At 74.0% G+C, this 12,585-nt stretch carries 10 protein-coding genes; 3 read left to right on the top strand and 7 right to left on the bottom strand.

The annotated features are described in order from the left end of the window. Window positions 1–26: 26 nt before the first annotated feature. From AB0M79_RS10615 to AB0M79_RS10590, 6 genes are all read right to left on the bottom strand, one after another. Complete coding sequence (locus tag AB0M79_RS10615) at window positions 27–905, bottom strand: prenyltransferase/squalene oxidase repeat-containing protein (RefSeq protein ID WP_364210701.1); 879 nt, start codon at window positions 903–905, stop codon at window positions 27–29. A gap of 469 nt (window positions 906–1,374) precedes the next feature. Beyond that, window positions 1,375–2,622, bottom strand: coding sequence for an adenylyltransferase/sulfurtransferase MoeZ (moeZ, locus tag AB0M79_RS10610; RefSeq protein ID WP_364210698.1), 1,248 nt, complete (start codon window positions 2,620–2,622; stop codon window positions 1,375–1,377). 41 nt (window positions 2,623–2,663) lie between these two features. Next, window positions 2,664–3,674, bottom strand: a complete 1,011-nt coding sequence (locus AB0M79_RS10605) for a DUF3152 domain-containing protein (RefSeq protein ID WP_364210695.1) — start codon at window positions 3,672–3,674, stop codon at window positions 2,664–2,666. A 152-nt stretch (window positions 3,675–3,826) separates the two neighbouring features. Continuing rightward, the gene (locus tag AB0M79_RS10600) at window positions 3,827–4,708 is read right to left on the bottom strand and encodes a DUF3152 domain-containing protein (RefSeq protein WP_364210692.1); all 882 of its coding nucleotides are present in this window, start codon (window positions 4,706–4,708) and stop codon (window positions 3,827–3,829) included. A gap of 70 nt (window positions 4,709–4,778) precedes the next feature. Then, window positions 4,779–5,738: an alpha/beta fold hydrolase gene (locus AB0M79_RS10595; protein WP_364210689.1), complete on the bottom strand. Its 960-nt coding sequence runs from the start codon at window positions 5,736–5,738 to the stop codon at window positions 4,779–4,781. Window positions 5,739–5,772: 34 nt separating this feature from the next. Continuing rightward, window positions 5,773–8,475 (bottom strand): hypothetical protein, encoded by a 2,703-nt coding sequence (locus AB0M79_RS10590; protein WP_364210687.1) that lies wholly within the window; start codon window positions 8,473–8,475, stop codon window positions 5,773–5,775. Window positions 8,476–8,770: 295 nt separating this feature from the next. Between AB0M79_RS10590 and AB0M79_RS10585 the strand changes: the two genes are divergently transcribed. After that, a complete protein-coding gene (locus AB0M79_RS10585) occupies window positions 8,771–9,409 on the top strand; it encodes a TetR/AcrR family transcriptional regulator (RefSeq protein ID WP_357536532.1) in 639 nt (212 codons plus the stop codon). 64 nt (window positions 9,410–9,473) lie between these two features. Further along, window positions 9,474–9,698: a DUF3107 domain-containing protein gene (locus AB0M79_RS10580; RefSeq protein ID WP_364210684.1), complete on the top strand. Its 225-nt coding sequence runs from the start codon at window positions 9,474–9,476 to the stop codon at window positions 9,696–9,698. A gap of 103 nt (window positions 9,699–9,801) precedes the next feature. Here AB0M79_RS10580 and AB0M79_RS10575 read toward each other — a convergent pair whose 3' ends face one another. Continuing rightward, entirely contained in the window at window positions 9,802–10,521 is a 720-nt protein-coding gene (locus AB0M79_RS10575) for a ferritin-like fold-containing protein (RefSeq protein WP_364210682.1), read from the bottom strand. Between the two features lie 314 nt (window positions 10,522–10,835). Here AB0M79_RS10575 and AB0M79_RS10570 point away from each other — a divergent pair, with 314 nt between their 5' ends. Then, window positions 10,836–12,563 carry a DEAD/DEAH box helicase gene (locus AB0M79_RS10570; RefSeq protein ID WP_364210680.1) on the top strand — a complete coding sequence of 576 codons (1,728 nt, stop codon included), beginning with the start codon at window positions 10,836–10,838 and terminating at the stop codon, window positions 12,561–12,563. Window positions 12,564–12,585 lie beyond the last annotated feature (22 nt).

The raw sequence follows: 12,585 nt of genomic DNA, 5'->3' as shown, positions 1-12,585 counted from the left end.
GGGCCGGTCCGGCGGGCGCGTGGCGCTCAGCGGCAGGCGCGGATCGCGGCCAGCGTGGTGTGTACGTCGAACGCGTCACCGTCGTCGCTGGTCCAGCCGCCGTCGCTGCGCTGTGTCTCGGCGAGCCGGCGCCGGGCGGCGGTGAGCAGCCAGTCCTGCGTGGCGACGCCGACCCGGCGCAGCGCCGCCGCCATGGTGGCCACGTCGGCCGGCGTCATCCCGGGCAGCCGCTCGCCGAGCACGACCTGCATCCGGGCCGACTCGTGGAACATCTCCTGCCGGTGCAGCACCGCCGCGCCGAGCCAGCCGGCGGCGAGGAAGGACGGCCAGGTCCCGTCCGGGTTGATCCGGTAGGCCACGGCCTGCGCGGCGGCGAGCACGACGCCGGCGTACACGCCGCCGACCCGGTGGTCGAGCGGCCCGGCGGACCGGGCGTCGTGGCCGGCGACGGTCAGCCAGAATCCGGCGTTCGCGGTGAGGTAGAGCCGCGCCTCCGGGTTTCCCGGCTGTGCCCACGACGGCGCCTGGTTGGCCAGCGCCGCGTCCTCCTCCCAGCTACCGTCCGGCAGCTGCCGGCTGGCCAGCCAGTCCAGCGCCTTGCGTGCCGCCGGCCGGCCGAGGGCACCGAGGTCGTCGAGTTCGGCGAGCCGGAAGCAGGTCGCGTCGACGGACGCGACCTCGCCGGCCCAGAAGGCGGGCCATCCGCCCTCGGCGGTCTGCCCCACCTCGGCCTCGTCGAGCACGCCCGGCTGCGGGGCGGCCCCGGTACGCAGCCACGAGAGCCGCGCCCGGTCGACCAGGTCGCCGTGCGCGACCACGAAGCCGATCGCGGCATCCATGTCGATCACGGTCGAGACGCTACCGCCGCCGAACCGCCCCCGCCTCGGTAGGACAGTCAAGGTCATCTGTCCGCCCGGCGGGCTGACCTGCCAACCTTTACGTGTCCGGGCACCAATCGCCGCATAGTTGATCTGAGCGGCAGAGACCTAACACAAGCCCAATAAGGTCCCTAACGCCCAGATCAACAACCAACCCACCGCCCACCCCTCGACGAACAAGGCGACGGACAGCAGCAGACCGCGACCAGAGTCGCGAGTCGACCGAGCGCCGCCGCACCGTCTGGAGCCCGAGGACATGCGGCGAAGCCGTCATGCCCGCAGGGCGAAGACGGTGCACTTGGGCAGCGCGAAGCGGAGCGAGCCAGCCCCGCCGGAGGCGAGGCCAGCCAACACCGCGAGTCGACCGAGCGCCGCCGCACCGTCTGGAGCCCGAGGACCGCGCCGCGAAGCGGTCGCGGCCCGCAGAGCGAAGACGGTGCACTTGGGCGGCGCGAAGCGGAGCGAGCCAGCCCCGCCGGAGGCGAGGCCAGCCAACTCAGTACGCCGGCAGCGACGGGTCGATCTGGTTGACCCAGGCGATCACGCCGCCCTGCACGTGTACGGCGTCGCGGAACCCGGCCGCCTTGAGGGCGGCGAGTGCCTCGGCGGAGCGTACTCCGGTCTTGCAGTGCAGCACGATCTGCCGGTCCTGCGGGAACTTCGCCAGCGCCTCGCCGGACATGATCTCGCCCTTGGGGACGAGCGTGGCGCCGGGGATGCGGACGATCTCGTATTCGGCGGGTTCGCGCACGTCGACGAGGAAGACGTCCTTGCCGGCGTCCTGCCATTCCTTGAGTTCGCGGGCGGTGATGGTGGCGTCGACGACCGCCGCCTCGGCTTCCGGCGAGACCGCGCCGCAGAAGTCCTCGTAGTCTTCCAGCAGGTCGGTCACGGTCGGGTTGTCGCCGCAGAGCACGCAGGCCGGGTCCTTGCGGACCTTGATCTTGCGGTACGTCATCTCCAGCGCGTCGTAGACCGTCAGCGCGCCGACGAGCGGCTCGCCGATGCCGGTCAGCAGCTTGATCGCCTCGGTGACCTGGATCGAGCCGACCGACGCGCAGAGCACGCCGAGCACGCCGCCCTCGGCGCAGGACGGGACCATGCCGGGCGGCGGCGGCTCCGGGTAGAGGCACCGGTAGCAGGGACCGTGCTCGGCCCAGAAGACGGATGCCTGGCCGTCGAAGCGGTAGATCGAGCCCCAGACGTACGGCTTGCCGAGCAGGACGGCCGCGTCGTTGACCATGTAGCGGGTGGCGAAGTTGTCGGTGCCGTCGACGATCAGGTCGTACTGGGCGAAGATCTCGCGTACGTTGTCGCGGTCCAGCGCGGTGTTGTGGATCTCCACCTTGACCAGCGGGTTGATCTCGCGGATCGAGGCGGCGGCCGACTCGGCCTTGGGCCGGCCGACGTCGGACTGGCCGTGGATGATCTGCCGCTGGAGGTTGGACTCGTCGACGGTGTCGAAGTCGATGATGCCGAGCGTGCCGACACCGGCCGCGGCGAGGTACATCAGGGCCGGGGAGCCGAGGCCGCCGGCGCCGACGCAGAGCACGCGGGCGTTCTTCAGTCGCTTCTGCCCCTCGACCCCCACGTCGGGGATGATCAGGTGGCGGGAATAGCGGCGGATCTCGTCTACGGTCAGCTCGGCGGCGGGCTCGACGAGCGGGGGCAGCGACACGGTGAACTCCCCGGAATCGACAGTGGTGTCGGGCCATTGTTGCTCGTTCCTGACAGGTTCGACCATGAGGTGCAACACCCGACCACGATGCGGAACAGGGGAATATCTCAGGGCAGGGCCGGGCCGACGTACCGGCGGCCGTCGAGGTAGGGCCAGGCGTTGGCCAGGCACCCCTCCAGGCCGTACGTCTGCTGCTGCATCACCGGGGCGGGGCCGCCGGCGGACGGACACGCCTCGTGGCCGTACCCGAGTTCGTGACCGACCTCGTGGTTGATCACGTAGGCCCGGTAGGTGTCGAGCGGGGCGCCGTAGTCGGGTACCGCCTCCTGCCAGCGGGCCACGTTGATGATCACCTGGCCGGGCAGCCGGCAGGAGGTGTAGCCCTCGGTCCGCAGCCCGCCGGCGGCGCACATCCGCTCCGACGTGGCGGGGGTGGCCAGGTAGAGGGTGAAGTCGGCGGCCGCCGTTTGCGGCACGTGCTGCAGCCGTAGCTGGCCGGACGCGGTCCAGCTCCGCGGATCGCCGAGGATCGTGTCGGCGGCGCTGGCGAAGGCCGCCGTGTCCTGTCCCATGCCGTGTTCGACCGCGACCCGGAAGCGGCGCAGCGTTCCGGCGGTGCCGAGTACGGCGCCCTCGTCGGCGGCGAACCCGAAGGTGCCCGGCCCGGCCGTCGGATACCCCGGGCCGGGGGTGGGCGTGGACGGCGCGGGTGCCGCCGCCGACGCGCCGCTGGCGGGTGCGGATGCGGATGCGGCCGCAGGTGCCGGTGCGGGTGATGCGGTGGCGGGTGATGCGGTGGCGGGCGCCGGTTCGGCGGACGCGCCGGTCGCGGCCGTGGCCGGTAGCCCGGCGGCGATGCCGTCCCGGGCGGCGGCCGCCGGCTCGGCACCGGAGCGGTTGCCGTTGCGGGCCAGGTCGACCCCGACGAGAACGCCGGCGGCCAGCACCAGCAGGAGCACGAGGAGTCGGCGCCGCCGCTTCCAGTGCCGCTGGCGGGCGCCCCGGCCGCCCGTACCGCCGGCTCCCGGGCCGGGGCTGATCGGCGCCCCGGGGTCCGGGGCGCTGGCCCGCCCGCCCGGGGCCGGGACGCGCGGTGAGTCGGTCTCTGGCGTCGTCATGCCTTTCGACCCTGCCACGTACCAGGTGCCCGGGGCGCACTACGCCACGCCTTATCGTCCAGATTGGGAGTGTTTTGGCACGACCAACCGGTACGGCGTCCCTCGCGGCACCGTCCACCGGACCGGCGGACCCGCGCATCCGGCCGAACGGCTCAGAGCGGCGGACCCGCGTACCGCTTGCCGTCGAGGAACGGCCACGGGTTGGCGACGCAGCCGTTGAGGAAGAGGGTCTGCTGCATCATCACCGGTGCGGGCTTGCCCCGGCCGGGGCAGCGCTCGTGGTTGTAGCCGAGTTCGTGGCCGACCTCGTGGTTGACGACGTACTCGCGGTAGACGTCGAGCGGCACCTCGGCCTCGACGTAGTGCGGGACCGAGGTCCGCCACCGGTCCAGGTTGAGGATCACCTTGCCCTGCGCCCGGCACGACGTGTACGGCTTGCCGTCGACCCGGATGTCGACCCAGCCCGCCTGGCACATCGTGTACGCCGTCTGCGGGGTGACCAGGTAGACGGTGAAGTCGTGCCCGGCCCGGTCCGGGACCCGCTGCAACCGCAGCCGGCCGCTGCCGGTCCAGCTTCCCTTGTCGGCCAGTGCCGCGTCGACGATCGCCCCGACCTCCTCCACGTCCTCGCCCGCGCCCTTCTCGACCGCGATCCGGTAGCGGCGCAGCGTGCCCGCGGTGCCGGCCACCTCGCCCTGCGTGGTGCCGTAGTCGAAGGTGCCCTCCCCCTTCGACGGCACCGGACCCGGCAACTGGAGCACCGGCGGCGCCTCGGTGGACGGCTCGGGCGCCGGCTCGGTGGACGGCGGCAGCGCGATCGGTGATTCGGCGGCCAGCGGCACCTCGGCCGTCGGGGTCTTCTCCCCTCCGGTGAACCCGGGCACCGCCAGTCCGACCAGCACCAGTCCGGCCGCCACCGCGAGGGTGGCCAGGGACACCAGCTGGGCGACCGGTCGCCGGCCGGGCGCGCTACGGCCGGACCTACCGACCTGTGGCGGCGACGCGGAGGGGCGGATCGGTGACGAGGTACGCATCGCCGGACAGCTTGCCACACCGCCCGCCGGGGCCGGGTGTGAAGATCACGACTGTCGGGGCAGCCGGCGGTCAGGCCCCGACCGGGTCCCGGTGTTCGTCGAGGAGGGCGAGCACGGCCCGGGCGACCGTACGGGGCACCTCCATCTGCGCCACGTGCCCGACCCCGTCGAGCATCAGCAGCCGGCTGTCCGGGATCACCCCGGCCACCTGCGGCGCGACCCGTACGTCGACCAGCCGGTCTTGCCGGCCGCCGATGACCAGGGTCGGTGCGGTGATCCGGGCCGCGGTCCGCCACAGCGACCGGTCGCCGGGCAGGTACGCCCGCACGAACTCCGAGACGATGCCGCGCAGCGTGCCGAGGTAGGCGCTCGCGTAGTGGGCCGCCGTGCCCCGGATCCGGATCTCCTCGATCGTCTCCAGCCGCCGCTGCTCACCGATGCGCGAGGTGTCGGCCACGCACGCCTCGATCACCTGCCGGGCCATCTCCTCCGGCGGGATCTGCGCCAGCCGGCGGGCCATCAGGCGTTCGGCGCGGGGGATCGCCAGCAGCGGCAGCATCCGCCCCTGTAGCGAGCGCCGGGGGTCGAGGAACGGCATGGCCGGCGAGATGAGCGTGAGGGTACGGACCAGGTCGGGGCGGCGCCCCGCGACGCGTACGGCGATGGCCCCGCCGAGCGAGTTGCCGAGCAGGTGGACGGGGCCACGGCCGGACTGGTCCAGGTGCCCGATCACCCGGTCGGCGAACGACGCGATCGTGTAGCGGTCGCCGGGGTCGCTGTTGCCGAAGCCGGGCAGGTCGATCGCCTCGCCGTCGAGGCGGCCGGCGAGCAGGCCGGCCAGGTCGGTCCAGTTCTGCGAGGAGCCGCCGAGGCCGTGCACGTAGAACGCCGGCTCGGCGTCGGCCGTGGTCGCCGGGGTGTCCCGGATGTAGACGGTCGAGCCTTCGGGGCCCACCCGGCGCCCGAGCCACGGCGGGGGCATCCGGTCCTCCGGCAACAGGTCGTCGGCCGCCAGGAGTGCGTCTCTCATACCTCCAGTGTGCGTCGCCGGGAAACCGGCCGGCTCACTGTCCGTCGGAGAGCAACGCCTCCAGGCGGCGGTTGACCGCGGCCAGGGTGGCCCGTACGACGGCCTGGCGCGGGTCGCCGGAGACCAGTGCCGAGCCGGCGAGCTGCTCGACCCAGCCGCCGCAGACCAGCAGCACCACGACGACGGCGACCTCGCTGCTGCCGAACGGAACCACCGCGGCGTGCTCGACGAAACACCGCCCCCGGCCGCTCACCTGCTGCGAGGTGAGCAGCAGTTCGTCGATCGCCAGGGCGGCCGAAACGGCGCACAGCCGCAACACGTAGCCGTCGACGGCCGGTCCGGTGGCGACTCCGGCGGCCTGTTTCGGTCCGGCGGCGAGCCGGACCTCGACCGTGGCGTCGAGCCCGAACGTGCTGACCTGGACGTGGTCGATGACCACCCGCGGGCCGGGGTTGACACCGGGATTGAGCGGCCGGGACGGCGCGGACTCGGTGGTGGTGATCTGACCACCCTGGTACGAGACACCGGCGGTCGTCGGCTCGACGGTGCCCCGGCTGCTCGCGGCCACCGGGTAGCCGCCGACCGTGCCGATGACACCGGCGGCGACGCCCGGCTCGGGGAACCGGGGGGCGCGGGCCGGCTCCTCGACCTGCGCCCGGCCCCGGTGGGGCGCAGGTTGCCGGCGCCGACGCGGCACGTCGGGGCCGATCTCGCTGGCTGGTGGCACCGGGGGCGGCTCGGCCGGTGCCGGCTGGGGCGGGCTCGGCGGAGCGGCGGCCAGCCCCATCCGGTCCTGGAGCAGCCGGGCGACGAGCCGGCTGACCTCGGCCGGGTCGGCGCCGTCGTGCAGGTCCAGGCGCAGGCTGTGCGCGCCGGCCGGGGTGGTGCGCAGCGAGGCGTCACGTACGCCGGCGACCTCGCGCACGGCGGCGACGATCGCCGCGACGTCGAATTCCTCGGGGGGCTCGTGTGTCGTGGGCGGCCCGTCCTCGCGGCGCAGATGCGTGGCGATACGCGCCAACTCCGGTGTTTCGGCGGGGGGCGGCTCCACGGCTTGCTGCTCCGGCACGGTGGGCACGTCGGGTTCGGCGGGCACGCGCTGCGGAAGCACGGCGGTGGGCGGGTTGATCGCGCGGCTCGGCGGGCCGGGAGCCGGGGTGGACCCGCTCACCGGTTGGCCCGCCTGGGTGGGCCGCCCTGCCGCCGGGAACCGGTCGTCCCGATTGCCGGGGGCGCCCGGGCCGGCGGTGTCCCGTGCCGGCGGTTCGTAGCCGGCCCGCGTGGCCGGCCCGTCGGACGGCGGGTCGTAGCTCGGCCGGCTGGCCCGACCGGGCCAGCCGGCCGACCAGGGGCGGGTTACCCCGGGCCGCTCGGTGGCCGCCTGGTCGTCGGGGATGCCGGCCGGCGTGCCGTCCGGTCCCGTGTCCCGGCGGGGGCCGTCGGGGCGGGTGGCGTCGTCGTCGCGGGACGCCCCGGGACGCCAGGTTTCCGGCCAGGTCGGCGCCCAGTCGGCCCGGGTCCGCCGGTCGTCGCCCAGGTCGTCGGCGCCGCCCCGCCGAGCGGTGGGCGCATCGGGCTCGGTCCGCCGCGAGGCGGTCGTACCGGGCTCGGTCCGCCGCGAGGCGGGCGTACCGGGCTCAGTCCGCCGCGAGGCGGGCGTACCGGGCTCAGTCCGCCGGGAGTCGGTCCGCCACGGGCTGGGGCCGGCCGGGTCGGCCCGTCGGCCCGTCGGGTATGTCTCCCGGGCGCCCGGGTCGCTGTCCTGCGGGTCGGTGCGGGAGCTGTCGTGCCTGGTCGGGGCGGGGTCGCCGGAGCGGCGGCCGTCCTCCGCGGGCTCGCCCGGCCAGCGGGTGGCCGCCGCCGGCTCACCGGTCCAGCGGCCGGCCGGCGCCGGGGAGTCGGCCCAGTGCGCCGGTGCTTCGGCCTCGGCGCGGCGTCCGAAGGCCGGCCGCTCGTCGCTGCCTGGGTCAGGGCGTTCGTCCGGCGACGGGCCGAACAGCCGGGGTGCGGGACCGCGCCGCCGGCCGTATCCATCGGGACGGCCGGGGGCGGTCGGACCGACCTGGCCGCCGGAGGTGGGGGCGTCCCGGTCGGCGAGTGGCTCGGCCCCGTCGGGCCGGTCGACGTCGGGCTCGCCCGACTCGCGAGACCGGTCCAGAGTGGGGCCGGGGTAGCGGTCGGCCGGGTCGCGGTCACCCGGCTGCGGACGGTCGCCGTAGCGGGGTGCCGGTCCCGGGCGGTCGCCGCCGGGCCGGTCCTGCCGGCTCGTCGGTGGCGCGGCCGGAGCGTCCGGCGGCGCCGTCTCGTCGTGGTTCTCGCCCGGCGTGCCGCGGTCGGACCGCCAGCGCGGCACCGCCGGCAGCCCGCCGGACGGCGTCGGCTCCCCGATCGCGTGCCGGGCCTGCTCGGCCGGGTCGGGTTCGGCGGGTGGCTCCGGGTCGGGCCGCCGGCTCGTCGGGCCGGGGCGGGCGGCGGGAATGACCGTCCGCTGTTCTCGCAGGGCGTCTTCGAGGTCACCCTCGTACGGGTAGGGCGGGGCGCTCGCCGGCGCGCGGACGGCGACCGGGGCGGCGTCGCCCGCGTGGTGGCCGGGTCCGGAGCCGTTGACCGGCCGGCGGATCTCGTGGACGGGCCGGATCGGGTCGTCGTAACGGACGGTGGACTCGGACCAGCCGCGCAGCGCCGCCTCGCCCGATCGGTGCCAGGGGGAGTGATCGGCATCACCGTCCGACGTCACTTCCGCCCGGTCGGACCACCGGGCGTCGGCGCCCGGCCAGCCGCCGGCCCGCCGGGCGCGATCACCCCGCGGACCTGCACTGTCTGCGCCATCGCCTGGCGTGGTGCCGCCGGGTTGCCCTGCTTCGTCCACCGTGCGCTCCTCCGTCGCCCCCGCTGAGGCTACCGTGTGGGATCAGGGGCGATAAGTTGCAACGGCTGGGTAATTCGGAGGTCGGGTGGCGTACACCCTCGGTTCCCGTCGGGCATGGTCGCCCGCCGGCCGGAAGCTCCGCCAGCCGAAGGAGAGGTGCTCAATGACCGCACCGTCGAGCGGCGCACAAACGGCTGGCCGGCCGGCACGGCTGCCGCGCTCGGCGCGCCGGAAGCAGTTGCTGGCTGCGGCGCAGGAGGTGTTCGTCGCCCAGGGTTACCACGCGGCCGCGATGGACGACATCGCGGAACGGGCCGGGGTGTCGAAACCAGTGCTCTACCAGCACTTCCCCGGCAAGATGGACCTATACCTGGCACTGCTCGACACGCACTGCGAGGCGATCGTCGCGCAGGTCCGGGCCGCGATGGCCGCGACCAGTGACAACAAGGAACGGGTCAGTGGCGCCGTACGGGCCTACTTCGACTTCGTCGACCACGAGAGCGAGGCGTTCCGGCTGGTCTTCGAGTCGGACCTGCGCAACGACCCGGCGGTGCGGGAGCGGATGGCCAAGGTGGAGAGCGGCTGCATCGCGGCGATCACCGACACGATCATCTCGGACACCGGGGTGAGCCGGGCGCGGGCCGAGTTGCTGGCCTCGGGTCTGGTCGGGACCGCCGAGACGGCGGCGAAGTTCTGGCTCGCAAGTGGACGGCAGGTGCCCAAGGCGGAGGCCGAGGCCTTGCTGACCGCTCTCGCGTGGCGCGGGATCGCCAGCTTTCCGCTCCAGGGCGAGTCGGCCTGACCATCGCCTCCCGGAATCGGCTAGCCTCGCAACGGCGCAGTTTTCGCCCGGATAAGGAGGGCCCGTGGAGGTCAAGATCGGTGTGCAGTACGCGCCGCGAGAGCTCGTGGTCGACAGCGCGCAGTCGCCGGCCGAAATCGAGCAGATCGTGACCGATGCCATCGCCAACGAGGGCACTCTTTCACTGACCGACGAGAAGGGCCGGCGGATCATCGTCCCGGTGAGCAAGATCGCCTACGTCGAGATCGCCGAGTCGTCGCCCCGGGTCGTGGGTTTCACCGCCCGCTGATCCACCGGCTGCCGGCCGGGAGCGGTCTGGTGCGTTGTTCGCACCGCTGACCGTCTCCCGGCCGTAATGCTGTCTGGCGTCGGTAGTTTTGTGCCGATATGCGCTAGTTGTTCAGTCCGACGGCCGCCATCCGGGCGGTGTGCGCCGCGGTGAGCCGTCGAAGCAGACCCTGCACCCCGGTCTCGTCCTCGACCTCCGCCACGATCAGGGCGGTGAGCGCGATCCGCTCGGCGGCCACCCGGCCGGCCTGCGACAGGGCCTCCCCCACCAGCCGGCGGGCCCACATCGAGAGACGATTGGCCAGCTTGGGATCGGCGGCGATCGCGGCCCGGATCTCACCGGCGGCGAAGTCGGCGTACTGCGAGTCGTGCAGCACGTCGAGGACGAGTTGCCGATCCGGTTCGGCGAGCAGGTCGGCGACCGCCCGGAAGAAGTCGTCGGCGATGGCGTCGCCGACGTACGCCTTGGCCAGCGCCTCCAGCCAGTCCTTCGGCTCGGTCGAGTCGTGGTAGCCCTGGAGTGCCTCGACGTACGGCGCCATCGCCGCGCCCGGCTCCACGCCCAGTTCGGTCAGCCGGTCGGCCAGCCGGCGGTAGCTGACGATCTCCACCGCCGCCATCTCGCTGAGCAGCGCCCGCCGCGGCAGGTCGGGGGCGAGCCGCGCGTCGGCGGCCATCCGGTCGAAGGCGAGCAGTTCGCCGTACGCGACCAGGCCGAGCAGGTCGATGACGGCGGCGAACCGGGTCGGGTCGACCGGCGCGGAGACCGCCCCGGAGGCGGTACGGCCGGCCGACGGGCCGGCTCCGGGTGAGGGATCGGACACGTGCGCAGGCTACCGCCTGGACCTGGTTGCGGCCGGACAGCCGAGCGACACCGCCGCCGGGCGCCAAATGGTGACCCACGTCACGACGGGACGCCCCCGGACACCCGCCGGCAAAGAACCGAGGCGACGTTTGAGCAAGTCAGGTAACATAGGGGAGTTGTCGTGGGCGTTCAGGTAATCACCCCCTCACCCACGACGCGCGTGCGGCCCGGAACGACGCGAGCGCAAGCCGTCGGTCCGTGTGGCCCGCGCCCCGACCCATACCGCGCCCCAGGTCAGACGGGCGCACCACGAGAGGGCACCCCTAAAACCTGATGAGTGACAACAACGTACAAACACCGGTCGACGAAGACGCAGCGACAGCGGTCGAGGAAGCCACCATCGTCCCGGTACCGGTCCGTCCGGAAGCCCCGACCTTCGCCGACCTCGGCGCCCGGCAGGAGACCGTCGACGCACTGGCGGCGGTCGGCATCACCCGCGCCTTCGCGATCCAGGAATACGCGCTGCCGATCGGGCTGCGCGGCACCGACCTGATCGGCCAGGCCCCGACCGGCACCGGCAAGACGCTCGGCTTCGGCATCCCGCTACTGGAGCGGGTCTTCGCGCCCGCCGAGGGCGGCGAGGGCCTCCCGCAGGCCCTGGTCGTCGTCCCGACCCGCGAACTCGGCCTGCAGGTCGCCAAGGACCTGGCCGCGGCCGGCAAGACCCGCGGCGTACGCGTGCTGCCGATCTACGGCGGGGTGGCGTACGAGCCGCAGATCGACGCGCTGCGGCGCGGCGTGGAGATCCTTGTCGGCACGCCCGGGCGGCTGATGGACCTCGCCAAGCAGAAGCACCTGCGGCTCGACCGGATCCGCGCGCTCGTGCTAGACGAGGCCGACCGGATGCTGGACCTCGGCTTCCTCGACGACGTCGAGAAGATCCTGGCGATGCTGCCCGAGGACCGGCAGACGATGCTGTTCTCGGCCACGATGCCCGACCCGATCGTCGCGCTGAGCCGGCGCTTCCTGCGCCACCCGGTGACGATCCACGCCGGACACACCGCCGAGACCGGCCCGTCGCCGCTGACCAAGCAGGTCGTCTACCGCACCCACCCGATGAACAAGATCGAGGTGGTGGCCCGCATCCTGCAGGCCGAGGGACGTGGCCTGACCATGGTGTTCACCCGCACGAAGCGGGCCGCCGACCGGGTCGCGGAGGATCTCGACTTCCGTGGGTTCGCCGCCGCCGCCGTGCACGGCGACCTCGGGCAGGGCGCCCGGGAACGGGCCCTGCGGGCGTTCCGGGCCGGCAAGATCGACGTACTGGTCGCCACCGACGTGGCAGCCCGTGGGCTGGACGTCTCCGGCGTCACGCACGTAATCAACTACGACTGTCCGGAAGACCCGGACACCTACACCCACCGGATCGGCCGCACCGGCCGCGCCGGGGCGACCGGGGTGGCGGTGACCTTCGTCGACTGGGAGGACATGCCCCGCTGGCGACTGATCGACAAGTCGCTGGGCCTGGACATGCCCGAGCCGCCGGAGACCTACCACACCTCGCCCTACCTCTACGCCGACCTCGACATCCCGACCGAGGTCACCGGCACGTTGCCGACCGCCGACCGGACCCGGGCCGGGCTGTCCGCCGAGGTCGAGGAGGACCTCGGCGGTGGCCGCTCGCGCACCAACCGTCGCGGCGAGAGCGCCGGCCGCGGCCGCACCACCCGCAACCGGCGCCGGGCCGGCGACGGTGACGGTGGCGGTGGCGGTGGCGGGCCGCGCAACGAGGTGCCGATGGAAACCGAGGAGGCGCCACGCGCCCAGCGGCAGCGCCGCCGCCGCCGGGCCGGGCAGCTCGTCTCCGGTGAGACGACCGGCGGCACCGACACGGCCACCGAGAACGGCCCGGCCGAGAGCGTCCACGCCGGCGAACCGGCCGGCGACGGCGACGTGGCGAAGCCGCGTGCCCGCAGGCGGCGGCGCCGGGGCGGGCGGACCGGCCGGGACGGCTCGGCGGCCGGTGCCGCCGAGGCCGGCGCCGGATCCGTCGACGCCTGATTCGACAACCCGACCATCAGGG

The sequence above is a fragment of the Polymorphospora sp. NPDC051019 genome, from assembly GCF_040683055.1.
Classification (GTDB): domain Bacteria; phylum Actinomycetota; class Actinomycetes; order Mycobacteriales; family Micromonosporaceae; genus Polymorphospora; species Polymorphospora lycopeni.
Note: the sequence above shows the minus strand (reverse complement) of the source record. Positions and strands in the feature narration are given on the sequence as shown.

What these genes read in the sequence shown, in the direction of transcription:
- AB0M79_RS10605 (WP_364210695.1), bottom strand. Translation starts at nt 3,674, where the DNA reads ATGACGACGCCAGAGACCGACTCACCGCGCGTCCCGGCCCCGGGCGGG.
- AB0M79_RS10595 (WP_364210689.1), bottom strand. Translation starts at nt 5,738, where the DNA reads ATGAGAGACGCACTCCTGGCGGCCGACGACCTGTTGCCGGAGGACCGG.
- AB0M79_RS10570 (WP_364210680.1), top strand. Translation starts at nt 10,836, where the DNA reads ATGAGTGACAACAACGTACAAACACCGGTCGACGAAGACGCAGCGACA.
- AB0M79_RS10600 (WP_364210692.1), bottom strand. Translation starts at nt 4,708, where the DNA reads ATGCGTACCTCGTCACCGATCCGCCCCTCCGCGTCGCCGCCACAGGTC.
- AB0M79_RS10585 (WP_357536532.1), top strand. Translation starts at nt 8,771, where the DNA reads ATGACCGCACCGTCGAGCGGCGCACAAACGGCTGGCCGGCCGGCACGG.
- AB0M79_RS10615 (WP_364210701.1), bottom strand. Translation starts at nt 905, where the DNA reads ATGACCTTGACTGTCCTACCGAGGCGGGGGCGGTTCGGCGGCGGTAGC.
- moeZ (WP_364210698.1), bottom strand. Translation starts at nt 2,622, where the DNA reads ATGGTCGAACCTGTCAGGAACGAGCAACAATGGCCCGACACCACTGTC.